A 25,184-nucleotide genomic window follows, 5' to 3' on the forward strand; every position below is an offset into this window, starting at 1 on the left:
TGTTCACCTCTGTTGTTGTTGTTTATTCACGGAATGCTTCCGGTTCGCCCGGAAAGGCGTGACACCTCGCAGTGTCGATCTCGGCAAAAAGCTTTGCGCCCGGCTCGGGAATGAAAGTCGAAGGTCCACGAACCTCCGAGGCGCGCAGGCTCGTGCCGTCGTCAAGAACGAGATCGTGGACGAGCGTGGGCCCGAGCGGCACGGATACGGTCAACCGGGCCGACATCGCCGATGCGCCTGGCATAGCGGACAAACGAAGGTCTTCGGGGCGGAAGGTAATGCTGACCCTGGAACCGACGGTGAAATTCAGGCGACGCGGCAAAATCAGGCTGTTGCCATTGGCGAGCGCAATAACCGTTGCCTCGGCATCCAGTCGATCGACCGTGCCGTGAAGCACATTCGCCTGCCCGATGAAGGTGTTGACGAACAGCGTCTTCGGCCGATCATAGACGGCCATCGGCGTATCGATCTGCTCGACATTGCCCTGGTTCATCAGCACGAGCCGGCCGGCAAGGCTCTGCGCCTCCTCCTGGTCATGCGTGACGATCAGCGTGGTGATGCCGAGCGTCTTCTGCAGGTGGAGAAGCTCGACCTGCAGGTCGAAACGCAATGCCCGATCGAGCGCGCCGAAAGGTTCATCGAGAAGCAGAAGCGATGGCCGCCCGGCAATCGCGCGCGCAACCGCGACACGCTGCTGCTGTCCACCGGAAAGCTCCCGCGGCAGCCGGTTGCCATATCCAGTCAGCTGCACGAGCGAGAGCATTTCCTCCACCCGCCCGCGCCGCTCCGCGCGGGATACTTTCTGGCAGGCGAGCGGATAGGCGATGTTTTCCGCCACCGTCAAATGCGGAAACAGCGCATAGTTCTGGAACACCATGCCGATACCGCGGGCGCGGGCCGAGACATTGGCGAGATTCTGGCCACCGAGCTGAATAAGGCCGCTTTTTGGTTGGATCAGCCCTGCAATCGCCCGCAGGACTGTCGATTTGCCGCAGCCGCTTGGACCCAGAAGAGCAACGATCTCGCCCGCTTTGACGTCAAAGGAAATATCACTGATCGCGTTCTGCCCGCCATAGCTATGGGTCAGGCAACGAACGCTAAGCTCTTTTCCTTCTGCTGCATTCGAAACCTGCGGCATAGATATCCCTTTGAGTTGCACCATGGCTGGCGGGCGCTTCGCGCTCGCTGCCACCAGACGGAGATGTGATCGTTCAGCTATTTGGAGTTCGCTCTGGGTCATGGCGAAGGAGTTGCAAGCCGCATGCCAATTCGGCGAATGAAATGCAGATTAATAGATTATATAATTGATATTTATACCATATTTTTGATTTATATTATTTCGTACAAAGATAATAAAATCATTATTGAAAATCGTCGCAATCCATAACGGTGCAGATTTATTCAAGATCGCTCATTCGTTGGGCACAAAATTGCAGCCAGCCCCTCGATAAAGCTGCAAATTTGTTCTCCTTCTTATATGTCCCGCGCACCTGATCGTGTTTATCAGTTTTAAATACGACATATTATCAGATACTTCGCATCAAGAGACGCACGATGTCCGGCGATAAAATGGTCGCGTTCATTTTTTAATCAGATTATATTCGCATGAGTATACGAATATTCATGCGAATTTCGCCGCATTGTAAAAATCAGAAAAATATTTCTTTTAAAACAATAACATGAAGTGATGACATAAAATTTGGCACGCTGATTGCATCGTCATTTCCAGAAAATTCACACCGACAGAGACGTGAAAAAGGGGAACGACATGTATAGCTTCAATGAAACTCTCAAGGCCGGCCTTGCCGGAATCCTGTTCACATTGCTCGCATCGACGACCCAGGCGGCTGAAGGCACCGCCATGAAAATGGTGCCGGATCCAGACGTGGCCAAGCTTCCGGGCGTGGCCTTCAACCAGACACTCGCCGACAGCCTGCCCGCCTCGATCAAAGACAAAAAGGCGATCAAGGTCGCAACGGACTTGACGCCACCGATCAGTTTTCAGGACGAAGCTGGCAAGCTCGTCGGCATTGATGCCGATATCGTGGCGGCACTTGGCGTTATCCTAGGCGTCGATGTGCAGATGACCAATGTCGGCGCAGGCGCTGCCATCGTGCCGGCCGTTCTGTCGAAGCGTTTCGACATGACCATTTCCGGCATCAACGACGATATCGAACTGGAAAAGCAGGTCGATGTGATCGACTACATGTATGATGCAACAACGATCATGACGATCAAGGGCAATCCGCTCGGCATCAAAAACATGGAAGATCTGTGCGGCAAGAAGGTTGCCGTACCCGTCGGCACCTTCCAGGCGCGGCTGGTGGAGACCGCATCGGCCAAATGCGCGACACCGATGAACGTCATGTCGATCCCGAAAATGCCTGACGTGCTACAGGCCGTTCGTACCGGCCGCGCCGATGCGACCGTCAATGGTTATGCGACAAGCGTCTATACGACAGAAAACCAGACTGGCAAGGGTGTCGGGCTTCAGGCGCTCCCGGACGTGCGTCTTGCCGTCGGTTATCTCGGAATGCTGATCGCCAAGGACAATCCACAACTACGCGACACGGTCGTCGCTTCGTTGCAGCATATGGTCAATAGCGGTGCATATCCGGCAATCATGGAAAAATGGGGCCTCGGTCCCCTCGCCGTCAAAACCGTCAAGTTCAATGATGCCGCCTCGATGCCGGTGAATTGAACATGGCTGTGTTTGCTCAACCCTTCAGCATGGCCATCGCACCTCCCATCGGCAAACCAATTCGCTGGGGGCAAATCTCGACCGGCGCCAGCGCGATACTGGCGCTGGCTCTCCTCATAACACTCATCGCCAGAAACCAGAGCGTCCAGTGGGGAGAAATTCCCCGCTACATGGTCGATCCCGTCATCCTCGATGGCGTGGTTTTGACCTTGGAGCTGACGGCAGGCGCCATGGTCTTCGGCATCGCCTTCGGCTGTATTGTTGCCATCATGGCAACCAGTCAGAACATCGTTCTGAAGGCGATGGCGATTGCCTTCGTCTGGTGGTTTCGCGGCGTGCCATTGATCGTTCAGATTTTCTTCTGGTTCAACATCGCCCTTTTCATCCCCGAGGTCGGGATCGGGACATGGTCCATCTCGGTCAACGACCTCGTCACACCGGCTATCGCAGGCTTTCTGGCGCTTGGCCTGCATGAGGCAGCCAATATGAGCGAAATCATCCGCAGCGGCCTCACCGCCGTCGATCGCGGCCAGCGGGAGGCGGCGTCTTCACTGGGTCTTCGACCGCTCCAGACATTGAGAACCGTGGTGCTGCCGCAGGCAACGAGGCTGATCGTTCCGCCAACAGGCAACCAAGCGATCGGCATGCTGAAGGCAAGCGCCATCGTCTCCGTCATCGGAATGCAGGACCTGCTCACCCAGGCGCAGGCGATCTATGCCCGCAACTTCCTCGTCATCGAAATGCTCTGCGTCGCCTCGCTTTGGTATCTGATCATTACCACCATCGCCTCGGTCGCCCAGCATTTACTTGAACGGCAGCTTGCCCTCAAAGGCCGCGACGCAGGCCCACGGAAGGACAGCACGCGACGCACCTGAGGCGTCGCCACTTCATCTTCAACCACACAGGATCGCCATTGCAGCGCATCCGATCAGGAAACACCTAGGAGCAGATCATGAGATTGGGTATCGACGGACAGAAACTGCCGGAAGCAAAAAAACGCGGCCCGCTAAAGAGCCTCGACCATGTGAAGGAACTTGGCCTTGCCGGCATTTTCTTCAGCACGGTTCTCGATATGAGCGAGACGCTGGACAGAGGCGAACTCGCCGATATTCGCGCCAGGGCGGACGAGCTGGGCCTCTATCTTGAGGCGGGCATCGGGAAGATCAACCCCTATTGCAGCGCCGAAGCCCCGGAGTTCCGGGCAATTGGCGATGGCGACGTGATACTTGGTTTTACCCGCATGATCGAGGCGAGCGCAGCTATCGGCTGCCGCGAACTTTGGGTCTCGCCCGGCAACTTCAAATCAGAATATCGCGGCCGCCTCGCCAATGACCGTTTCCGCACAGACGTCACCTGGGACGAACAGCTTCTTGCAATGGAAAAGGTGCTCCTGAAACTCGCCGCCGTTGCCCGTGCCAATGGCGTGCATCTCAACATGGAAACCCATGACGAGATCACCTCCTTCGAGATTTTGCGGTTGATTGACAGGGTCGGTGAGGACTGCCTGGGCGTCGTCTTCGATACGGCCAACGGCCTGCAACGCGGTGAACATCCGGTCTATGCGGCCAAACGCGTCGCTCCTTACGTTCGCCAGACCCATATCAAGGATGCTTATGTGGCGCATGCGACCGGCGGCCTCGATTTCCAGACCCGCCCCGTGGGCCGCGGCATCGTGGATTTCGGGACGATCGTTCCCATCCTCGCCAAGGCAAACCCGGACCTCAACCTCTCGCTTGAAGTCGCCGCTTCCGTCGATGACAAGCCACGCAAGGCAAATCCGCGTCAGCGCATCGAGATCGACGATCCGATCTGGCGCGCCGGCCATCCTGATCTCCATGCGGAAGAACTCGAAGCCTATCTTTCGATGGTCAGGGTCTTCGAAAAGCGCGTTTCCTCAGGGGAGATTCCGGATTGGGAAACCTATGAAGCCAACCATTACGGATACCCAACCTACGAGAAGCAGGCCTATGGCTATGACGCCGCGATTACCTTTATCCGCAATTCGGCAAAACATATCGAGACGATCTGCGCCGATAACGGCATCGAGCTAAGCCCGCCTGCCGCCAAACGTCAGGCAGCTTAAGCTGGTCAACGGGATGGCGGTGGCGTGCGCCGTCATCGTCGTCTAAAAAACTTCGGACCGGCTGGATTTTGTGCGTAGACCGATATACGCAACAATATTTCCATGGATATGATTAGATCGAGCGGCAAAAAAACTTGCGTGCATTTGGAGCAGGACATGAAACGGACGCGTCGTCAAAGCATCAAAGCAGCGCCGAAGACAAACAGCACGGCAGAGGCGGCGGAAAACAACAATGACGATGTTTCGGAACGTATCCGCACCACGCTTGCGAACGCCATCGGCGAAGGCGCCCTGAAACCGGGAACAAAAATCCTCGAAGATGCGATCGCCGATCATTTTGGCGTCAGCCGCACCGTCGTTCGCGGTGCCCTTGGCGTCCTTGAGAGCGACCACCTGCTGGAGCGCAAGCGTAACCGCGGAACCTTCGTCGCCGAGCCGGGCATAGAGGAAGCAAAAGCGCTGTTCGAAGCCCGCCGCAAGATCGAACACGCGATCCTCGATCTCGTCATGGCGCGCGCGACCACCGAGGAGCTGAACAGGCTTGAAAAGCTGACTGACGAGGAAGAGCACATCCATCATCACGGCGATGAGAAATCGAAAACTGTCCTCTCAGGGAAATTCCACATCGTGCTGGCCGAGCTTGGCGGCAACGGCGTCCTGACCGAAATGCTGTCAAAAATCGTCGCCCGCCTCTCCCTCGTGATGGCGCTTTACGAAGAAGAAAAGCAGGATGATTGCGGCGCCGACCATCATCGCATGATCGTGTCGGCCTTGAAAGCGAAGGATATTACCAAGGCGCAGCAATTGATGGACCACCATCTCGCCGACATCGAAGGACGTGTGCGGCTGACTGAAGGACAGGGTGACCGGCATACTTTTTTGGCAGTACTGGAGAATTTTTCGTAGAAATCCCAAGCCAAATTTCGCTTCCGCTTTTTGCAGTTGATGGATTCGAACCGTCGTCGTGCGGGTTTCGCCCTGCTTGTCCTCCTTCTCATAGGAGAAGTCGATGGAGTTCAGCCCGCCGCCACTCATCTAAGCCGAAGTCACGCAGAAATTCCACTTCTCCTAGCTGTGCAGATTTCCCGAGCCAGCTCTCTTCTCGCCTTAAAATTAGGAAAGAAGGCGTCTACAAATCTCGGGGGGCTATTCAATTCATTCGATGTCTATCTCCCAAAAATCCGCCTGTGTTCTTCGCGCATTCGCATTCCAAGAAATTGAATCAATTCGCGATCAGACGCATTGAGAGGATCAATATGCTCCAGTACTGAAACAGACAAAAGTTCACTCAGTTCATCATCGTAATCTCCAGAGAAATTTGTTTCCAGGGTGGCAAAAAAACGGGCGACCCATTGTTCATTCTTGCACTGTTGAGCGCGCCTCAGATAGTCTGAGACAAGTATATGAGGCAAAATCTCGCCGGAGTTGTCATGCAAATGCTCGGAGAATACAACCTTTAACGCCTCAAACCGTTCTGCTAAATCGGTCGTAAAATTTATGCTAATTCTACTCATCATAGCCCTTTTAGTGCTTTTGTGAGGTTGCTAAGGATGTCCATCGCGACCTCACCGTCAACAGCAAGGGCATGAGGTGTGTTGCGAAGCCAATTTTCTAGGCCCTTACCCGAGCCGGAAGACCATGCTTTAGAGCCGTCTTTTTGACCCGTGAACGCTCCAGTCGGCCAGATTCACACCAATCCTCAGGCCGAAGGAGAAGAAGCGTCATAGTCCTCAAACTCCCAAAACATGTAACGAGCTAAAGTAGTGGCTATCTCGCCCCATGTTTCTCCGAATACACTATTAACCAATTGCTGCACTGCTAGTTTGATCGCGGCCTCATCATATTCATTTACAAATAGTACATGCCTGGCAAATGTCGGTTTATCGACACGGTTCTTGTGAAACCATTTTGGAGAACAAACTTCAAAGCTGAAAATATCTCCTCCTGCTCCACCAATAACCCCCACTGTCACGTCCATGCCAACACAGAAGTCAGTTGGATCATCGGGCCAGTAGTTTGCCAGCTCTCCGCCAACCATTGAATATGATTTTATCTCAGCTCTCATGGTACGACATCCACATGACCGTTAGATCCCCATTTCAACTGGCCGGGGAGTCTTTGCTCAAAATTTGCCTGAATTTTTCCTAGCTTATCCTTGTAACTCGGAGGCCGGAACTGGCGCAACCTGTCCGCACTTTCATAATAGCCATTTGAAGTAATTCGGTATCCAGGACCCACCCAAGCTTCACCCATAGCCATTGTTTGTTTTTCGTTGAATGAGCCCATACCGAAGTTTATTTTTCCCTTTCCTTGCAGCGCGGCTGATGCGGAGTTCGCAGCTTCCCGCAAGGCACCGCCAAGCAGCGACCAATCTGACCCTTTACTTATCGAATACTCAACCGCCTCTTTCGACAACCATTTCCCAGCAGTTGTTTCATAGAGACGCAAAGCTCCACTTGTGATGACTTTTCCGGTAAGTTTGACACCGGACGCTAAAAAGGCGGGGCTTGGCGTCAGGAGGAGAACTTCATCCGCAGTTTCGATTGCTCCCGGATTGTTGCTGTAGAAGACTTTCCGGCGGACGTCGCTGAAGCTTGTCTCAAGGAAACCTGTAACATCTGCTGCACCAAGTTCCCCGTAGATCCCACCCGCGTTGGACGGTGTTGAATTGACGACGTCTTTCAAAACCTTGACGAGTGAAATTTCTCCAACCGAGTCGTAGCAGAGCTCGTAGATTGAAGTGCTCCCCATTTCGACCGGACAGTCGGCATAAGCAGAAAGGCTCAAGCACAGGCTTGAGGACAGGCTTATGTCTAACGAGTATCGACACGTTGAATTGCTGATGGGTGATGTTCGCCGCAGGCGGTGGACAACCGAGCAAAAGCTGACAATCATTGAGCAGAGTTTCGAACCCGGCGAGACGGTATCTTCGACCGCTCGCCGTCATGGCGTCGCGCCCAATTTGCTTTACCGGTGGCGCAGGCNTTGAAGTGCTCCCCATTTCGACCGGACAGTCGGCATAAGCAGAAAGGCTCAAGCACAGGCTTGAGGACAGGCTTATGTCTAACGAGTATCGACACGTTGAATTGCTGATGGGTGATGTTCGCCGCAGGCGGTGGACAACCGAGCAAAAGCTGACAATCATTGAGCAGAGTTTCGAACCCGGCGAGACGGTATCTTCGACCGCTCGCCGTCATGGCGTCGCGCCCAATTTGCTTTACCGGTGGCGCAGGCTCTTGAGCGAGGGAGGTGCTGCAGCCGTGGATTCTGACGAGCCGGTTGTCGGCAATTCCGAAGTGAAGAAGCTGGAGGATCGTGTCCGGGAGCTGGAGCGCATGCTCGGTCGCAAGACGATGGAGGTCGAAATCCTCCGCGAAGCCCTTTCCAAAGCCGACTCAAAAAAACGGATATCGCGGCCGATCTTGTTGCCGAAGGACGGTTCGCGATGAAGGCCGTCGCAGACACGCTGGGCGTCTCCCGTTCCAACCTCATCGAGCGGCTGAAAGGCAAAACAAAGCCGCGTGGGCCATACCACAAGGTCGAGGATGCAGAGCTTCTGCCCGCCATTCGCAGGCTGGTGGATCAAAGGCCGACGTACGGCTATCGGCGGATCGCCGCGCTCCTCAATCGCGAAAGGCGAGCCGCCGATAAGCCTGTCGTCAACGCCAAACGGGTTCATCGCATCATGGGCAACCACGCAATGCTGCTGGAGAAGCATACGGCCGTTCGCAAGGGCCGCATCCATGACGGCAAGGTCATGGTCATGCGCTCAAACCTGCGCTGGTGCTCCGACGGTCTGGAGTTCACTTGCTGGAATGGTGAGGTCATTCGTCTCGCCTTTATCATCGACGCCTTCGACCGCGAGATCATTGCCTGGACGGCAGTTGCCAATGCGGGCATCTCCGGCTCGGACGTGCGCGATATGATGCTGGAGGCGGTCGAGAAACGCTTCAACGGAACCAGAGCCCCACATCCAATCGAACATCTGTCGGACAATGGGTCGGCTTACACCGCGAGGGATACGAAGCTGTTCGCCCAGGCGCTCAACCTGACGCCCTGCTTCACGCCGGTGGCCAGTCCGCAGTCGAACGGAAGACCGCGAGATCATTGCCTGGACGGCAGTTGCCAATGCGGGCATCTCCGGCTCGGACGTGCGCGATATGATGCTGGAGGCGGTCGAGAAACGCTTCAACGGAACCAGAGCCCCACATCCAATCGAACATCTGTCGGACAATGGGTCGGCTTACACCGCGAGGGATACGAAGCTGTTCGCCCAGGCGCTCAACCTGACGCCCTGCTTCACGCCGGTGGCCAGTCCGCAGTCGAACGGAATGTCAGAGGCTTTCGTCAAAACCCTGAAGCGAGATTACGTGCGCATATCATCTTTGCCAGACGCCGAAACGGCGCTCCGGCTCATCGACGGATGGATCGAAGACTACAACGAAATCCATCCTCATTCCGCGCTCAAGATGGCTTCCCCTCGGCAGTTCATCAGGGCTAAATCAATCTAGCCGACATGTCCGGCGAAACGGGGGGCACTCCACTAGTCGGGTTTGGCCACTTCACGACTAAGCGCAGCGATGCACGCTTCTCGAATTTGCCACGCTACGTCGAGTCCAAGTCCCTTGCGATCTACGCTATTTAGCCAATCTGCAAGTACGCGCCGATGCACAATGGCCTTGTAGATACCCACGTCCTCTGGTGTGACCACTTCTTCATGTAAGAAATGTCGCTTATCGCTGTTTCGTGATCCCTCCGGCATGGTCACATCAATAACACCGCGATCAGTGCGCAGAAAGCAATGTGCTTCGGGTATAGCGGAGAGCCCGTTCTGGGCCAGTTCGTTTCCGACGCCCGGGGTGTTTTCTTCCGTCATTTCATAAACACCCAGAACCAGTTCGATGACCAACCCGTTCTCTCGCGCAAGTGCCGCAAGGAGAGCATGTTTGCTACTGCACGTGCCTCTGCCCTCAGTCAGCACAATTCGAAAGTCCGGCTTGCTGGTGCGACCGTACGGAAGGCGCTGAACATATTCAACAGCCTCCCCAAACGTCTCCAGGCCGCATAGTCTGGCGAAGCGGCTCAACTCACCATCCGATGTAAGGGGCGTATTTGAACCTGGCGGAAGTGCATCAAACATTTGCGCGTCTCCAAAGCGTGTGAGTTGTTCGATAGAACATGGCAGGTCTGGCTTCCATCAGGTTTCAGACATGCGCATATGAGTCCTGCCACAACCGCACCCTGCCGCGTGCTAGAGCATTAATTATCGCACCTGGGTCAAACGAAAGCAGTCGAGGTAGCCCCGTTATCCATTATTTACGCAAGAACGCATCCTCCGTGTCGTAATCGAACAAAGGAACACTGTAGCGCGCGAGGACAGGAAAACGCTCTCGCCAATCTTCGCCGGCCTCGCTTCGAAGCCACTCGCATGTGTTTGCTACTGAACCTGCATAGTCTGTGGCAGGTAAATACCCGATCTGTCGCGCAGCATCCGTACTCAGGGTGAATGGAGCGGGTACAGACCAAGGCGTCCAGCCAGCGGGTAGGCCAAGCCGTGGATCGCCAACGTCGAGCGGCACAAAGGTCCCAGTCCACCCCATAGCTTCGGCAATGTGAGTTCCGATCTCAAGCGCCGTCGGGGCGACCGGATCGGCTATATTAAGGATCAGGTTTCTGCCATGGGCCAGCGCATGGCTAGTGACCTCGGCGATGTTCTGTGCAGCGGTCGTATGAAAACGGCTTTGTCCGTTAAAGCAAAGCGGTATGGCTTTGCGACCGTCCATCATGCGTTTCACAAACCACCACTCACGGGGATGGGTGGAATGAGTGCCGTGGATTGCCGCCGGGCGCAGGATGGTGACAGGGCACTGCGCTTGGAGCACTCGTCTTTCGAGCGCGATCTTTTTGGTCGAGTAATTCTGCGGGCCGGGCTCGACGGTTGGCTGTTCCTCCGTCATCCCCTCCGGCAAATCAGGGAAGCCGTTCTCTCGTGCTTCGTCTAGGGTCCTGCCCAACGCATCGCGATAGACGCTAGATGATGAGATCACCAAGAATTGCCCGACCGCGCCTGCGATAGCCAGAAGTTGGTCCGCGTGCGTTTCGTCGTATGCCACAGTGTCGATGACCGCATCCACACCTTCACCGATAGCATCTGTTAACGCGCCGGGTTGATCGCGGTCGAGAACGATTGCTTCCGCACTGAAGCCGAGCGCCTCATCGGGAATGTTACCACTCCGACTTGCGAAGGTGACGCCCCAGCCTTGCTTCAACAGCTTCAGACCAACCGCACGGCCAATCTGACCGGTTCCGCCGATAATGAATGCCTTCCTTGCCACGTCGGTCTCCGAGAACTGGGTCGGTTCGGACGAAGGTAACAAGGCCGGCTTCGCAACGAAAGGTCTAAAGATGTATGCGGTCGATCAGCACCCCCAGGACCTATCGCCTACCGCCGGCGCACGGTCGCCCCCAGCCGTTGACGAGGATACGTGGTGCTGTGTGAGCCGACAGGCCATCGACGTCCGATGACGGCAGCAATGCGACCATTTCCATTTCGACGATGCGCCCCCGGTTTCGCCGCCTTCGGTGTATACCTCGCGTGCGGCGACGATTCGGCTCCCGTAAACTTTACCTTCCAGCACGCCTAGTGCCGACACAGCGTGATCACCGCAACAGCAAGACTCCGCGTGCCGTGGAGGGGTCAACATTCCATGCTTAAACACACACTAGCTACATCGCCTCCATTCCCGATCTCGGCGCGCGACTTCAATCGTTCACCCTTGAGCATCCCAACCCAAGCGGCACTACGGCCTTTTATTTGGCGCTTGCCATAGAGAATCCGCCTGTGATCGTCCAAGGTCCCGGAATCCGATACTGGGCGCTCATCCAGACGCCGGCTGGATTTAAGGAACTTATGTGACGGAGACTGTCGTGGCTTTCGAGTATTTTGCGGCAAGCTTTTCAAAAGAAGGGCTCTCACAATGCCAATGCACCTGTTCAGCTATCCAACAGCTTTAATGTTGGAGTCTCTCCCCATGATTGACGGCGTCTGCCGCTTGTGGCACGGAAAAGGACGCTGAACCATCGACCAGAATTCCTACACAGGGGATATCATGACTCAAATACTTTTGCTCAGGCAGTTCGAACGCTAAGCGCATAAGCGCGAGTTCATCCTTTCGCTTGTGCGCCAAGCCCGAACTTTCATCGAGCATTGGAGCACTTATGCGAGCTATCGCGACCACGCCGGTTGTCGGCGAAGATGTATTTGACGTGAATTCCGAGATCGGCGGAACATTCACAGTTTCCGTCATTGAGGACCTTGGTAACGGCACTGTCATCGTGCGCATTCTGTATGGTGAGATCACGGAAGACAGTTGGAAATCCTTCGGTCTTTTTGACGGTAACATTTTCCAAACCCATAGAGCGCGTCTTACCAATAGGCGCATCCTGCGCTAACTTCCTCCGGCCACCCCTTCAATAGCACGGGGTGGCCGCTTCCACGCCACGCAAAATCGTTACGCAGGCTTGCGGAAACCTATCAATCCGAACTTCGAACGCTTGATAATTGCGGCATTATGGAGCAAGTGCCACAAGATATCGATGAAGGCTGAAGCTATCTCCTGAGGATGCCTTCGTATGCCGACAATCTATCTTTTGCGCCACGGCGAAACCGTCTCGGGGCTTATCACCCCCTGAATATCAAGCGCAAAGATCGCTCGGATTGAGGTCGCCGGGACAGCTTCGCGCCAGTAGGAGACATGGGTCCACGTATCGATTATGGACGTGTTTCGGCCCCTTGTCAGTTCTTCGAGGCAGCAAACGATGGCGCTGAAAGCGGACCTTGCAGATCGCCACCGTCTTAGGCCATATCTGACGCAGGTTTCGCTGAGGCTATCCCAAAACTTTGTGGAATGGTCTCTCCAAAGAGTTTGGGCAGTCCTAGAATTTCTGCTTCAAGGGCAGCCTACTGGCCCAGTCGTGCCAGTAGGCTGCGACGCTAGAGGTTTGCTTTACGATATGATCAGCGGCCGACGGGGCGGGCCACAAGTCCAATTGATAGCTATCTAACGGAATGTCATTGATATTGGTGTTCAGTTCGTTGGCCGCCTGCATCGCCCGGCCTTGGTAACGCGCTCGATAGGACCCGGCTGGCATGGCCATGCCCACGCCATGATCGGCTGCCCATTCCAGCAACGTAATTCCCCCTTTGGGTGCTTGAAATGAGACTTCCACAATCTCTTCCCAACTTTCATCGATGCCGGGGTCTGCATCGAACAAGTTTATCGTGATGCCGACGACGCCGGTGTGCAGGCCGGTCATCAGAAACAATATTGCTGGCTTTTGTGCCCCGCACAGGCCATTGCGCTGGCCGACAAAACAATCGTCCATCGCTCCGTCAAATGAGCCATCCAGTTCGATATAGGCCTGTCCGTATTGGACCTCGACATTTCCTGCAAACAGTTCGGTCACGATATTTGTCCGTTTCCTCTGGCTATTTTTGAGCTTCACTCCACTTGGCTGGAGGGTACTCCTTGATTTCAACTGTACCGCCAGTGGGCGCGATTATAACCCGAGCGCAAACTAAAGGCAGTGTTTCCGACCTCGGAAATCTTGTGGCATTTGCTACACAATTCCGTACGAATGTGCACACGTGAGGAAATGGGTGTCGCGCGTGCCGAGGGAAAATTACGTGGCGAGAAGCCGAAGCTTTCCGATCGCCAACAAAAGGAACTGCGCCACCGGTACGACACCGGGACTACTTAATCAGCGGTCTTACCGAGGTATTTTCGATCCCGCAGCCGACAGTGTATCGGATGCCAGGATGTAAATTGGAGAGGCAGGCATGATTACCAGGCGCGCTGCGCTTACGTACTTTGCAGAGGCGTCTCTTGCCACGATTTGGAAGGAAGAAGCCATGGCGGCAGAGTGGACAGCGGAGAGCTTCGAGGCTCACATCAGAGCTTTTTTGGATGACATCGAGACTAAAGCGAATGCCGCAAGCTCGACATCCCAAATTGGTCCGTTGCGAGATCAACTGAACCGGGAATGGCTCGGTGCCAAGCCCGGTGCCTTTCTGCCACCCGAGATGTTCGATCAGCTCAGAGCGCGGCTCGGAGCGGTCGAGGACGTTCTAACAGACCGCTTTGTCGCATTGAGGGATGCGGTTGGCGACACCCAGGCAGATGAGCGGATCGTCATTGAGCGCGACGGCCCGGTGACCGCGACATTCTTTTCCGCACGGGACTACTCGAACAAGGATCAGTCATGGGATGCCACTGTAGCGCGACAGACCATCCAATTGACAGAAGAACGACTTGGGATCGAATTTCCACGGGGCCTGCGCGATGTCTACACTCTCCAAAATGGAGGGCATACCGACTTCTACCTGTCCAGCACCGAGAAAACACCACCCTATGAATTTGGTGGTTCGTTGCATGCGAATATCAATGATGCCTATGACATCTGGTTCTCGGCGCTTCCGGGCATGGACATCACGCCCCTTCAAAGCCTGCAAACTCTCGGCAGTTTCTCCGACACGATAGATTTCGGCGAAGTGGATGACGCTTGGCGCAGCTATATTCCCGGCATAGACCGTCTCATACCAATCAGTAGTCATGGCTCGGACATTTGGCTCTGCCTCGACTATCGCGGGGGCCGTACAGCCCCCAAAATTGTGCTGTTCGATGACGTAAAAGGTGAGCGCTCTGGCAAGAACCTATTTTCTTATGAAGCTCCTGACTTCGCAACCTTCTTTGCAGGGCTCAGACGTCACGCGATTACGATCGAACATGGCCTGAGAATGCGTGGTTTACGCGTACTTGCAGAAGGCGGGTAAGGATATACCTTCGAGATTTGTGTGTGTCGGGAAATACTCTGTAAAGCCCCCTGGAGGCTAAATGACCGCGACGCGATAGTGCCATATGGCACTGATAAGCGGGGCCAACTAGCGATCAAAGCATCACCCACTTCGAGCAGGACGACTTCTTTCGCAGCAGGCCGATGATCCGTTTTGCGGACAACGGCGAAATTCCGATCCCGATGCAGCACGCTTGGCTTGTCGACAAGAATGGCTGCCCAATCGACCGAACATGGGAGCAGAGCCAGACCACATCTATTTCGGCATCGTATTCCGCAAGGCCTTCATCATTGAGATGATGAACATCAATCGTTGCGAGGATGGCCTGCTCGTCTATCCGAACGTGCTTCACCGGCATTTCGGCTCGGCTGAATTACTGGAGGCAGTCATCGAACCCAGTATGGCAGCTTTCCATATTGCGCGTGGTGATTGACACGATAGCATGCACCTGAGGGCGAACGGGGGCAGAGGTCGTGTTTCAGCGTATTCTATTGGTAGTGACCACGATGTCTTTGGCTTGGGTCGGAGCCGCATATGCCGATATCACCTTTGAGCGGGTTCCAATCGACGGCTCTTCGCCTGTTCTCCTGCTCAAGGGTGAGTTCACCACATCGGACAATCCCGACCAACTTTCACGTGAAGTCGCGGCAAGCGGTGCCAAACTGGTCACCTTCAACAGCAACGGCGGCAACGTTGCAACAGCGATGGCGTATGGGAGGATGATCCGGTCGCTCGGACTATCGACGCTTCAGCTTCGTTCTGCCGAATGCGCTTCTGCCTGCGCACTCGCTTTCGTGGGAGGTGTAAACCGACAGGCAGAACCTGGCGCGATCGGAGTGCACCAGTCTTCTTTCTCCCCAGAATCCAGTATCGAAGGGCACGTCGCAGTCGCCGCCGTTCAGGCGCTAACCGCCCAGATTATGACGTATCTCGTCGAAATGGATGTGGATCCCAAGCTGCTTCAACTGAGCCTGTCGGTTCCCAGTGACGACATGCGGTATCTCACAGCTAGTGAGATGCACAGCTTTAAAGTGACGTGGGGAAGTCTAGCTGATCTAACTGAATCCGTTGCAGCGTCCAAGGTCGCCCCGACAGCCGTGCCTGCAACCCCGCCAACCACCAAAGCCCCTGCGCCGACAACCGAGGAAAAAGCATCAGTCTTCGTCACAGCGTACCATGACGCCTGGTCTCGTAGGAACGCAGAAGCGCTCGCCTTTATGGACAAGGCATACGCCGAGACCGTCGATTTCTATGGGAAAGCAACGCCGAAAGCCACCGTGATTGGTGAAAAACGGAACTTCGCGAATAGGTGGCCAGTCCGTGCGTACAGCGTGAAGGCAGGTTCGATGAAGATAACCTGCGCGGAAACCTGCAAGGTTGACGGAATCGTTGATTGGTACACGAAACGCGACGTCGGGAACCGGATTTCATCTGGCTCCGCCGAGTTCTCTCTGGTTTGGGACCAGAGGACTGGTGTGATCCTCTCCGAAACCGGGAAAGTTATCCAGACCGACAAGGGTGTCTCTCAACCTGTAAGTCTGATATCCCAGTGGACGGAACAGAATGATGCCTGCCGCGGCGGCAGCGGTGACTCGCCGGAAACAAATGCGGCCTGTGAACGAAGAGAAGCCATCGGCAACAAGCTAGAGGCCGTAGGATGGTGTTATGGTCGTGAGGGGGAATACGGCTATCAAATGCGATGGCATACGTGTGAGGCTACATCCTATAAACAGGAAAATGCGGTAGGGGTTGCTCCGAGCGCGACGTTCAAGCGGCCGGACCTTTCCGACTACCCAGCCCAAGGTCGTTTCTCAGGAAAGACCGTCATGCCAGACTTCAGGGGGCGTGATCGCGAATTCAACAGTTTCAGGACTCGTATTCGCGACGGTATGCGTCAAGGGCCAAATTTCGCCAGCCGTTATACCCTTATCCAGGTCGGGTGCGGCACGGGGTGCTCATTCGTTATCGTCGCCAACAACCAAACGGGCCGCCCGGGTTCGTTCCCTCGTGGTGGGGAAGAGCACATGTATCTGAGCTTGGACTTTCGCAGCGACAGCCGGCTGGTCGCGGCCCAATGGCTGAACTACGACACCAAAACGTGCGTCGTTGAGTTCTTCGATTTTGATCGAGACACATGGAAGCCGGTTGCTACAACTAACGTCGGCAACGATGAAGCATGTTATAGGACCGTTGCCGAAAACCTCCGCTGAGTTTGATACGATCTACATCAATTAGAGCTTTTCTGTACCACGGTGCTGATTCAGCCAAGCTGCGGCTTTTGGCGCTCGTCACCCGGCTGCAGATGTTCGTATAACAAGGCGGTCATTTTCGATCGCGCTGCTGACGTGTGAGGAGCGTTTTCCTTACACATTGATCAAGCGCGCTGGCCATCCCTAAAGCTACCCCCTCAACATTGACGGCATGAATGCGCCAATTGCGGACATTCCTCAAATTGCTCCGGGAGGGATCACCACCCCATATCTGACTTTTAGGAAGGCTATACGCTTTCGCCAAAAGCGGACGTGCCTCAAGTCAACGGCTACTGCTTACTCGAGATCAATTTGAGTGAAGACTGCCGAAACATGGATATCGATCATTTCCAGAGGGGCCGTCCCAGTGTTCTGATATTTGTGCGGCACGTTCGCAGGACCGAAAACGATCTGCCCTGCAGTTACGCAAAATTCCTGGTCGCCGACTGTGAATTTTGCCTTGCCACTTCGAACGATAAAAATCTCGTCGTAAGGATGCTGATGAAGCTTGGGACCCTTGCCGATTTCGTCGGAGCTAAAGAACATCACAGACGCGTTTGTGCCAAATGCCTTTCCCTCAAACTCGCCATGCCAGACATTTTCGCACTCCGCCCATTCTGTGCGGTTCATCACGCGTGCTCCTGCCATCGCCATCTCCTAATCAGGTCGGTACGGTTGCAACTTAAAGCATAGCCGACTGGCAGCCACTTCGATAGTGTCGGTTTGAAACGGCCACTTGCTAAGGCCGCCTGTCCGTAACCCACCCCACCTCGACCTTCAGGAAACCAATCACGGAATACCCGCCGCAGGGGCAAAAGGACATCGTGACGGCCACAGTGTTTTCGGAGTTTTACGAGCGTTTTGCAACGACATCGAGCAGCAGGAACGCCGTGACGATCACCAGGCCTGCGGCCGTCAAAATGGACCACGAGTAGAGCGGCGAGAAGCCTTCAATAATGAAGGTGAGAACAGGCAGGGCAGCCATCGTCACCATCACCGTATAGGCGTCACAACGGGCGATACCGACTTGCAGCAGATATAGAGGCGCAAGTACGCCGACAACCGACACCACAAGCAGCGTCGCGACCAGAACGCCAGACCATTCCACAACTGCAACATCCGCCCCCAACGTCATCATGAGTGAGATCGGCAGGATAAGGTAGAAACGGTGCGCCAGAACAGCGCCGAACTTCCAGCCGCGATTGAGCAACGCCTTGGATGCCAGAGTAATCAGCACCGCTCCGATGCCGGCCGCAACACTTGCACCCAGACCAAACCACGCGTTCCGGCCGAAGGACGTGAAACCACTGCCTTGCAAGGCGGCAACTCCCAGGATGACGCACCCGAGGAGAATTCCGGCGCATACCGCGATACGCACCGCCGAAGGCCGCTCTCCGGTGAGGATTAGAGAGATCAGGACAGCGAGGATTGGGCCGATGCCGATTTCGACGGCTCCGACGATAGCTGGCTCGATCAGTTTCAGGGCATAGAAAAAGCTCAGGAACGTGAGCGCTGTGCTGGCATTCAGCAACAGGAGTGGTCCCCAGGCTTTTTCGCCGGCCCCCTGGCGCGACAACAGCAGGAAAAACGCCGCCGTCAGGGCAAAACTTATCAGAACAAAAAGCGGCGACGGGAACGCCACAAGCCATGTACCGAACATCACCTTGCCGACAGCCTGGAGAAGCACAGCCAGAATGATCGTTGCCCGGCCGAAGTTCGTCGCTGATATGGAATTCACTGTTGATAGCCCCCGCGATCTATGTGGGGGCTTTATATGGAAAAATTGGCTTATGTCACGCAGCTCTGCGTGGCTGACCAAGACGCCACCGTTCTCTCGACAATGCCAATGTAGTATATTCTGGCCGTCGAGTGATCCCCACTATCAGCTCTCGTCCTACCGCCTGTTCACGCAAGGTGGAGAAGACAATCCGCGGCAGCGCCACATGCTTACGCAGCTTAACGGTTAAGTTGAGAAAAATGGCCGACACCACTTGAAGAGCATTTTAGCCCTCGGCAATATGCCGTGGGGGCTTCTTCATGAAAAAACGATACTGGTTACTCTGTGGACTTATTCTGTTCGGCATTTCGAAACTTGGAGAAACACCTTCGGGATATGGCGTAACCGCACCATCGCCGAGTTCCTCAGGAGTGACCCACGCCTCGAAACCAAAGCCATCAACGGTGACCAGCGGGCAATCCACCATTTCTCCGGCAAACAACACCGTTACCCCGCCGAGCGAAACAACCAAGCCACATTCTACGCAGACAAGGCGAACCAAGTTTGTCAGTGGAAACGGTGTCGCACTGCGTGCCGCTCCAGGGCCGAAGGCTCAAATCATTGATAGGCTGGATAGGGGGAAGAAAATCGACCTCTTACAAACGGAAGGACAATGGTCCCGGATCAAAGACATTCTGACTCAAAAAGAGGGATGGGTTGCAAGCAGGTTCTTGCGGGATGACGAACCCAAGCGAGAGCAGATCGCAAAACCGTCGGAACCAACGATCAAATCCGCGCCAACAATATCGCCGACCATCATCGTCCAGCGGATCATTGCTGAATCCGTGACCAGCTATCCCGGCACATGCGCCTGCCCTTACAGCACAGATCGCAGTGGCCGAAGGTGTGGCAACCGAAGTGCGTATTCAAAGCCTGGCGGATACGCACCGATCTGTTTCGCGCAAGACGTCACGAAATCGATGATCGAGGCGTATCGCTGAGTGAGCCGCAGATGTCCTTAACTAGAATGTGGAGTACTTTGTGTCTAATACATCTGTCGGGCCACTCCGATTAGCGGACCGCCTGAAAACTCTGCGCTACTTAATCCACACACTGATCATCCAGATTCAACTTCCAATTCAGCACCCATATCCGGTGATTTGGTGCCGCTGCGATATCCGCGATACGGATCGCGCGGGCCCTGACAAACCCGCCTTGACACTCGAGCATTGTATCCGGCGGAATACCCGCGAACCATTTGCTGACCGTTTCTGCATCCCTTGAGGTTGCGACGAAAATATAATCCCGCGTCGGCCAGCCTTCGCTGAAATCGTCGTCCATCTCGACAACCAGGTTTGAGACGTCGTCACGCTGACCGATCTCAGTGAGAAGGGTGACGAAATTCAAAACGCCGAACTGCAAGACGCGAGAGTTCCCGATGGCATTGTTCGTAACGCCATGGGCAAAATACTCGCGGGGGGAGACAAGCGGCCGACAGTTTGCCCAATCCCGCTGCCCGACATAGTCAGCCTGCCGAATTCGTTCACGCAGGACCTGTTGGTTGGCTTCGACCAGTGACAATCCGTCTTACCTCGTGAAATTCGAGTTTTGCGTCGCATGGATTGCGGGCATTTGCGACGCCTCAAGTGTCATACAGGTCGTACAGAAGATGTCCTGCATATCCGGTAAGGTAGTCGTTAATGGCAGGCTTTGCCATCGTTCAATTTCCGGGAGCAGATGCTCTCCACTACTGCTTCTGCCGGAAGCGGCCGACGATTATGTGGCGACAGACAATCCGGTCCGCTTTATTGAAGCCTTTGTTGACGGCCTCGATCTCAACGCTGTCGGCTTTGTGCGGGTTCTCACCCCCAACGATACGAATGCAACTGCCATCAACTCGGGCGACCACGACGCGATGGCACTACCAAGCCACGCGCGATCAATCGCGGCTCGCAAAAGGATTGTCGGAACGCGGGCCTTCGGACGTCTGTTGGGAGGTCTAAATTATTCAGCACTCTCTTCAACATGCCCATCAATAACAGAGATGGACGTAGGACTTCGGCCATTTCCGGAACGCTGAAAGATTGTCCATGCCGGCTGCCCTTCGGCTGTCATGAAGGACGTTATGAAACGCTCACCTTCTAAGGCGAGCGTAACCTCTGACAGACGCCCATAAAGCGCTACATCGGTTACCTTGCGACCTATCAAAGAATCGAAGACGTCAATCCACTCTTGTTCATCGCTCCAGCTTCCGCAGAGAATGGATCGGGGGCCTTCAATACGCCAACTCCATTCAATCATCAGGGTGTATTCCCCTTGCGATTGTCCCGGCGAGCCATCCGACTTCGAGGTTGGAGAAAGAGGGCCGAATTCAAGAAAGATAGCAGAACCATAACCCCGCCAGACGTTAGAAAGCGAGCGAGAAAGGAGGGCGACCCGATAAGGCTGGAAGAGAACTGATGACAACTATGAAACCTTCTGTCGTGACGACAATAGCTCACGCGCCATAGGCTACTGTCAACAGTGTTGCATGTCTTCCCACGAGCGTTTGCAAACGCCGAAAATGTGGGAAGTATGCCCCGCTGGCGGCGATGTGCTCTGCCTTCAAGCGAGACATCCCTTCTCAGAACTATCCGGGCATTTTACCCAATCGTTCAAACAGGCCATCCAGGTCTGCGCGAGCACGGGCGATATCGCCACCATCGCCGTTGCGCTCTGCAAAAGCGACTTGCCGACGAAACAAATCCTCCGCGCCGGCATGGTCACCCGCCGAAAAGCTGGCAATCGCCAGATCGCGTAGCGTCGCGCCGATCACGTCGAGAATTTCATGCTGTTCGGCGATTGCCAGCCGTCGGCGCATAAGTTCCACCGACCGGTCTGGATGTTCGAGCGCGAACTCGTTTTGGGCGAGATTGCCGATTATACGCAACAGAGCCGGATCGTCCTCACCGAAGGCGATCTCGGCTCGTTCGAGAGCTTCCGCATTGAACTTGCGTGCCTCTTCGAATTCGGCAGCTTCATGCAGGCAGAAAGCAAGATCGGTCATCGCGGCGAGCACGACATTCTCCTCCGCTTCCGGGTCGGCCTCAACGATCGTCAGCGCGCCACGATGCAGATCGACCGCCTCCTGCCACTTACGATCACGCGCAAATGCAACGGCCCTTGCGGTCATGAGAGAGGCGCATTCGGGTGGCGTCAGAAAGGGGTGTTTGCCGTCGATCGCAAGTGCCGTTTCAACCTGCTCGATATAGGCGGGGTTACCCTGCTTCCACAGCACGAAGCCGCGGATCAGGCTCGATCTGCCCAGCGCATGGGGTTGGTCAGCGGCGGGATTGTCCTTATCCTCGACCAGTTCCTCGCAGACACGGGCGAGTTCCAGAAGCAGTGCCTCGACGCTGAAGCGCTTCTCTGGATCGCGGATCATGATCCGCAGGTCTTCGAGCCGTTGCTCGGGATCGTCGGCCGCAGAAAACTCCTCACCCATCTTTGTGAGCACCCGTTTGATTGCTTCGTCCGCATCCTCATCACCATCGGCCCGTGCACAGCGGAACAGATAGAGCGCTTCTTCAAGGTCACATTCTGTGCCCTTGCCATTCTCGTGGGCCACACCGAGTGTGTAGGCTGCGCGGTCGAAACCGCCATCAAGCGCGGCGGCGAGCAACTGAATACCTTTTTCGGCATCTTCCTTCACGATCGTTCCATAATAATAGGCAACACCAAGATTGTTGGCACCACGGGGATTGCCTGCCTGAAAAGCGCGGCGATACCAGTAAAGCGCCCGGATCGGGCTCTTGCGGATGCCGGTGCCGGTACTGTAGCGATGGCCGAGGCTGACCATGGAATCACTGTCGCCGAGGTGGGCTCCCTGGCTGAAGAGCTTGACGGCGTGGCGATGATCTTGCTTCAGCCCGGCTCTGCCGTCGGTGTAAAAATGGCCGAGATTGCCCATGGCCGTGCCGCAGCCGGCTTTGACGCCCTGCTCGTAATAGTCACGTGCCTTGAGGAGATCGGCCGGGAAAGGGCCGTCGCCGTGCTGGTACATGCTGGCGATATTGTTCATCGCGTCGCCATGCCCCAGGGCAGCCGCCTTTTTGTACCATTCGACTGCCTGCACCCTGTCGAGGGTGACATTGCAATAGCCCTGATCATAAATGTCACCCAATACGAAGGCGGCATCGGCGTCGCCGGATATTACCCGCTGTTTCAGATCGTCGAGCGGAACATCATAGAGGCTGTGCCAGCGTTTCTCCGGGACCGGACCGGCCGTGCGCTTCTCGAAATAGCGGTCTGCAAGCGTCGTCAGATACTTTCTCAGCATGGATGGCATTTGGGATCAATTCCGGCTGTGGGCGAAGTCGTATGATTAGCACAGATTGTGTTATTCCAGTTGAACCGATGTTTTTTCACGCCCCGAACCAGCCGGATCATTCAAAAATTGCAATTGTCGCGATCAACCATCCATAGTCAACATTCCGAGCCGATTGACACATCGACGTTCCGTCTAAGAACTTAGATGCATTGCTGGATATGTTGTCACTCAAAAAAGCGGACCGCATTAAAGTGAAGTATGCGACGCGTGAGATTCCCAACAAGCCGAAGCAACGGCGCGTCAAGGTGAACCAACGCTAGGCAAGCAGAATCATAGAGGGAAATCAAAAGGAGGCTGGCTCCAGCTTAGAGAGTTTGATCTGGACCCTCCAAAGTGGATCAGCTGGCTGGAATTTTACCGCTTGCCCTCCGGGTTGGTGGCTAGCACGACGGAGTATGACATGCCCAAACGCTCTTTCATTTCGTTATTCCGCGCCATCCCCCCTGAAGTTACCCCGCATACCCAGTTCCCGGTATGCCTGGAGAAATCCGTCTCCCGCGGCCCTTGAGCGCGAAGCCACCATTGATATCGTGCCCGAACATATAGCGCAGCATGTGTATTGAGGAGTACGCGGCCGCTTCCGGGGAGGATATCATGAAGTTTCTGTTGGCCGTTTCGCGCGCCATTGATGCCGCCAATTCAGCCATTGGCAAAGCTATTTCCTGGCTGCTTCTTGCGGCCATTTTCATCAGCGCCATCAATGCCGCCATGCGCAAGGCGTTTTCCATGAGCTCAAACGCCTGGCTTGAATCCCAGTGGTATTTGTTCTCCGCCGTGTTTCTGATCGCCGCCGCTTATACACTCCTTAACAATGAGCATGTGAAGGTCGATCTGATTTACGGAGGCCTGCCGCGCAAAGGGCAATTGTGGATCGACATTCTGGGGACGATCTTTTTTCTCATGCCTTTCTGCCTCATCACGGTCTACCTCTCCTGGCCGGTGTTCCTGCAGAAATTTGCCTCCGGTGAAGTTTCGAACAATACGGGCGGCCTCATCCAGTGGCCGGTCTGGGCGCTGATACCGATCGGCTTCAGCCTGCTCGCCCTGCAGGGCCTTTCGGAACTCATCAAGCGCGTCGCCATCCTGCGCGGCGATATTCCTGATCCGGTTGCAGCGGCGGATGCCGAAGCGGCGATGCTCTGATCGAAGGAAAAACAACAATGGCATTCCTTGCGGAAAATCTCGCCCCGATCATGTTCGCGGCGCTCATCATCGTGCTGCTGCTGGGCTATCCGGTGGCCTTTGCTCTCGCCTTCGTCGGCTTTTTCTTCGGTTTCATCGGGATCGAACTCGGCCTCTTGCCGGCGACCCTGTTCCAGGCCATCCCCGATCGCATATTCGGCCAGATGTCGAACGAAACACTCCTGGCCATACCGTTCTTCACCTTCATGGGACTGATCCTTGAAAAGAGCGGCATGGCGGAAGACCTCCTCGATACGATCGGCCAGCTGTTTGGACCGGTCCGCGGCGGCATTGCCTTCGCGGTGATTTTCGTCGGCGCGATTCTGGCGGCCACCACGGGCGTTGTTGCCGCCTCGGTCATTTCGATGGGTCTCATCTCGCTGCCGATCATGCTGCGGTATGGTTACGACCGCAAAATCGCCGCTGGCACGATCGCGGCTTCCGGCACGCTGGCGCAGATCATACCGCCAAGCCTCGTCTTGATCGTGCTGGCGGACCAGCTAGGCCGCTCGGTGGGCGACATGTACAAGGGCGCCCTCGTTCCGGGTCTCATGCTTGTCGGCGCCTATACGCTCTACATCATCGTGACCTCGATCATCAGCCCGGCAAAGGTGCCTGCCCTGCCATTGGAGGCCCGGACCCTGCGCGGCAGCAAATTGCTGTTGAAGGTCATCACCTCGCTCGTGCCGCCGCTGGTATTGATATTCCTCGTACTCGGCACGATCTTCCTTGGTATCGCCACGCCCACGGAAGGCGGCGCCATGGGTGCGGTGGGCGCTCTCGCCCTTGCGCTTGCCAACCGCAAACTCAATTTCGGCCTCGTCCAGCAGTCGCTTTACGCCACGGCGAAGTTGTCGTCCTTCGTACTGCTCATCCTGCTCGGCGCGCGCGTCTTCTCATTGACCTTCTATGGCGTGAATGGCCATGTCTGGGTCGAGCATCTGATGACATCGGTTCCGGGCGGCGAGATCGGCTTCCTGATCGTCGCCAACCTGCTGGTGTTCTTCCTGGCCTTCTTCCTCGATTATTT

24 protein-coding genes and 4 pseudogenes are annotated in these 25,184 nt (G+C 55.4%); 14 read left to right on the forward strand and 14 right to left on the reverse strand.

From position 1 onward, the window contains the following. Positions 1 to 22: 22 nt before the first annotated feature. Positions 23 to 1,240 carry an ABC transporter ATP-binding protein gene (locus O8B93_RS26575; RefSeq protein ID WP_269712899.1) on the reverse strand — a complete coding sequence of 406 codons (1,218 nt, stop codon included), beginning with the start codon at positions 1,238 to 1,240 and terminating at the stop codon, positions 23 to 25. Between the two features lie 528 nt (positions 1,241 to 1,768). On the opposite strand from O8B93_RS26575, the gene O8B93_RS26580 reads away from it, so the two are divergent. The 4 genes from O8B93_RS26580 (at position 1,769) to O8B93_RS26595 (ending at position 5,690) form a co-directional block, all read left to right on the forward strand. Next, positions 1,769 to 2,701, forward strand: a complete 933-nt coding sequence (locus O8B93_RS26580) for an ABC transporter substrate-binding protein (RefSeq protein ID WP_269712900.1) — start codon at positions 1,769 to 1,771, stop codon at positions 2,699 to 2,701. Between the two features lie 2 nt (positions 2,702 to 2,703). Next, positions 2,704 to 3,576: an amino acid ABC transporter permease gene (locus O8B93_RS26585; protein ID WP_269712901.1), complete on the forward strand. Its 873-nt coding sequence runs from the start codon at positions 2,704 to 2,706 to the stop codon at positions 3,574 to 3,576. A 77-nt stretch (positions 3,577 to 3,653) separates the two neighbouring features. Continuing rightward, on the forward strand, positions 3,654 to 4,784 hold the full coding sequence (locus tag O8B93_RS26590) for a sugar phosphate isomerase/epimerase family protein (RefSeq protein WP_269712902.1): 1,131 nt from the start codon (positions 3,654 to 3,656) through the stop codon (positions 4,782 to 4,784). A gap of 156 nt (positions 4,785 to 4,940) precedes the next feature. Beyond that, positions 4,941 to 5,690, forward strand: coding sequence for a GntR family transcriptional regulator (locus tag O8B93_RS26595; protein WP_269712903.1), 750 nt, complete (start codon positions 4,941 to 4,943; stop codon positions 5,688 to 5,690). 260 nt (positions 5,691 to 5,950) lie between these two features. Here the strand turns inward: O8B93_RS26595 and O8B93_RS26600 are convergent, their stop codons facing one another. The 3 genes from O8B93_RS26600 to O8B93_RS26610 all read right to left on the reverse strand — a co-directional run bounded on the left by O8B93_RS26600 (position 5,951) and on the right by O8B93_RS26610 (position 7,571). Continuing rightward, positions 5,951 to 6,298 carry a DUF7674 family protein gene (locus O8B93_RS26600; RefSeq protein WP_269712904.1) on the reverse strand — a complete coding sequence of 116 codons (348 nt, stop codon included), beginning with the start codon at positions 6,296 to 6,298 and terminating at the stop codon, positions 5,951 to 5,953. A 185-nt stretch (positions 6,299 to 6,483) separates the two neighbouring features. Beyond that, the gene (locus O8B93_RS26605) at positions 6,484 to 6,849 is read right to left on the reverse strand and encodes an immunity 8 family protein (RefSeq protein ID WP_269712905.1); all 366 of its coding nucleotides are present in this window, start codon (positions 6,847 to 6,849) and stop codon (positions 6,484 to 6,486) included. Beyond that, the gene (locus O8B93_RS26610) at positions 6,846 to 7,571 is read right to left on the reverse strand and encodes a hypothetical protein (protein WP_269712906.1); all 726 of its coding nucleotides are present in this window, start codon (positions 7,569 to 7,571) and stop codon (positions 6,846 to 6,848) included. Before O8B93_RS26610 ends, O8B93_RS26605 begins: the two co-directional genes overlap by 4 nt. 22 nt (positions 7,572 to 7,593) lie before the next feature. On the opposite strand from O8B93_RS26610, the pseudogene O8B93_RS26615 reads away from it, so the two are divergent. The 3 pseudogenes from O8B93_RS26615 to O8B93_RS26625 form a co-directional block, all read left to right on the forward strand. After that, a pseudogene (locus O8B93_RS26615) lies at positions 7,594 to 7,767 on the forward strand (transposase); the annotation flags it as partial. A gap of 76 nt (positions 7,768 to 7,843) precedes the next feature. Next, positions 7,844 to 8,877, forward strand: a pseudogene (locus O8B93_RS26620) (IS3 family transposase); the annotation flags it as partial. Position 8,878: 1 nt separating this feature from the next. After that, positions 8,879 to 9,295, forward strand: a pseudogene (locus O8B93_RS26625) (integrase core domain-containing protein); the annotation flags it as partial. A 32-nt stretch (positions 9,296 to 9,327) separates the two neighbouring features. On the opposite strand, the gene O8B93_RS26630 reads toward O8B93_RS26625, so the two are convergent. Next, on the reverse strand, positions 9,328 to 9,924 hold the full coding sequence (locus O8B93_RS26630; protein ID WP_269712907.1) for a transglutaminase domain-containing protein: 597 nt from the start codon (positions 9,922 to 9,924) through the stop codon (positions 9,328 to 9,330). A gap of 172 nt (positions 9,925 to 10,096) precedes the next feature. After that, entirely contained in the window at positions 10,097 to 11,119 is a 1,023-nt protein-coding gene (locus O8B93_RS26635) for an NAD-dependent epimerase/dehydratase family protein (protein WP_269712908.1), read from the reverse strand. Between the two features lie 883 nt (positions 11,120 to 12,002). Here O8B93_RS26635 and O8B93_RS26640 point away from each other — a divergent pair. After that, positions 12,003 to 12,236 (forward strand): hypothetical protein, encoded by a 234-nt coding sequence (locus tag O8B93_RS26640; protein ID WP_269712909.1) that lies wholly within the window; start codon positions 12,003 to 12,005, stop codon positions 12,234 to 12,236. 483 nt (positions 12,237 to 12,719) lie between these two features. Here the strand turns inward: O8B93_RS26640 and O8B93_RS26645 are convergent, their stop codons facing one another. Beyond that, complete coding sequence (locus tag O8B93_RS26645) at positions 12,720 to 13,250, reverse strand: hypothetical protein (RefSeq protein WP_269712910.1); 531 nt, start codon at positions 13,248 to 13,250, stop codon at positions 12,720 to 12,722. Positions 13,251 to 13,623: 373 nt separating this feature from the next. Here O8B93_RS26645 and O8B93_RS26650 point away from each other — a divergent pair, with 373 nt between their 5' ends. The 3 genes from O8B93_RS26650 to O8B93_RS26660 all read left to right on the forward strand — a co-directional run bounded on the left by O8B93_RS26650 (position 13,624) and on the right by O8B93_RS26660 (position 16,847). Continuing rightward, the gene (locus tag O8B93_RS26650; protein WP_269712911.1) at positions 13,624 to 14,616 is read left to right on the forward strand and encodes an SMI1/KNR4 family protein; all 993 of its coding nucleotides are present in this window, start codon (positions 13,624 to 13,626) and stop codon (positions 14,614 to 14,616) included. Positions 14,617 to 14,869: 253 nt separating this feature from the next. Beyond that, complete coding sequence (locus O8B93_RS26655) at positions 14,870 to 15,070, forward strand: hypothetical protein (RefSeq protein ID WP_269712912.1); 201 nt, start codon at positions 14,870 to 14,872, stop codon at positions 15,068 to 15,070. Positions 15,071 to 15,110: 40 nt separating this feature from the next. Next, positions 15,111 to 16,847 (forward strand): COG3904 family protein, encoded by a 1,737-nt coding sequence (locus tag O8B93_RS26660; protein ID WP_269712913.1) that lies wholly within the window; start codon positions 15,111 to 15,113, stop codon positions 16,845 to 16,847. 336 nt (positions 16,848 to 17,183) lie between these two features. Here the strand turns inward: O8B93_RS26660 and O8B93_RS26665 are convergent, their stop codons facing one another. The 3 genes from O8B93_RS26665 to O8B93_RS26675 form a co-directional block, all read right to left on the reverse strand. Next, positions 17,184 to 17,534: a cupin domain-containing protein gene (locus O8B93_RS26665; protein WP_269712914.1), complete on the reverse strand. Its 351-nt coding sequence runs from the start codon at positions 17,532 to 17,534 to the stop codon at positions 17,184 to 17,186. A gap of 202 nt (positions 17,535 to 17,736) precedes the next feature. Next, a complete protein-coding gene (locus tag O8B93_RS26670) occupies positions 17,737 to 18,624 on the reverse strand; it encodes an EamA family transporter (protein ID WP_473774535.1) in 888 nt (295 codons plus the stop codon). Between the two features lie 265 nt (positions 18,625 to 18,889). Further along, a complete protein-coding gene (locus tag O8B93_RS26675) occupies positions 18,890 to 19,135 on the reverse strand; it encodes a hypothetical protein (protein WP_269712922.1) in 246 nt (81 codons plus the stop codon). Here O8B93_RS26675 and O8B93_RS26680 point away from each other — a divergent pair. After that, positions 19,068 to 19,280 (forward strand): annotated as a pseudogene (locus O8B93_RS26680) (SH3 domain-containing protein); the annotation flags it as partial. The gene O8B93_RS26675 and the pseudogene O8B93_RS26680 sit on opposite strands and share 68 nt — an antisense overlap. Before the next feature lie 23 nt (positions 19,281 to 19,303). Here O8B93_RS26680 and O8B93_RS26685 read toward each other — a convergent pair. From O8B93_RS26685 to O8B93_RS26705, 4 genes are all read right to left on the reverse strand, one after another. Next, positions 19,304 to 19,438: a hypothetical protein gene (locus tag O8B93_RS26685; RefSeq protein WP_269712923.1), complete on the reverse strand. Its 135-nt coding sequence runs from the start codon at positions 19,436 to 19,438 to the stop codon at positions 19,304 to 19,306. A 266-nt stretch (positions 19,439 to 19,704) separates the two neighbouring features. Further along, positions 19,705 to 20,184, reverse strand: a complete 480-nt coding sequence (locus O8B93_RS26690; RefSeq protein ID WP_269712916.1) for a hypothetical protein — start codon at positions 20,182 to 20,184, stop codon at positions 19,705 to 19,707. A 423-nt stretch (positions 20,185 to 20,607) separates the two neighbouring features. Further along, on the reverse strand, positions 20,608 to 21,069 hold the full coding sequence (locus O8B93_RS26700) for a hypothetical protein (protein WP_269712924.1): 462 nt from the start codon (positions 21,067 to 21,069) through the stop codon (positions 20,608 to 20,610). Between the two features lie 163 nt (positions 21,070 to 21,232). After that, a complete protein-coding gene (locus O8B93_RS26705) occupies positions 21,233 to 22,921 on the reverse strand; it encodes an SEL1-like repeat protein (protein WP_269712917.1) in 1,689 nt (562 codons plus the stop codon). A 645-nt stretch (positions 22,922 to 23,566) separates the two neighbouring features. Between O8B93_RS26705 and O8B93_RS26710 the strand changes: the two genes are divergently transcribed. Continuing rightward, a complete protein-coding gene (locus tag O8B93_RS26710; RefSeq protein ID WP_269712918.1) occupies positions 23,567 to 24,115 on the forward strand; it encodes a TRAP transporter small permease subunit in 549 nt (182 codons plus the stop codon). Positions 24,116 to 24,132: 17 nt separating this feature from the next. Beyond that, the coding region (locus O8B93_RS26715) for a TRAP transporter large permease (RefSeq protein WP_269712919.1) at positions 24,133 to 25,184 on the forward strand (1,052 nt) is incomplete at its 3' end.

Source organism: Martinezella rhizogenes (assembly GCF_027460065.1).
In the GTDB taxonomy this organism is placed as follows: Bacteria; Pseudomonadota; Alphaproteobacteria; order Rhizobiales; family Rhizobiaceae; genus Agrobacterium; species Agrobacterium rhizogenes_C.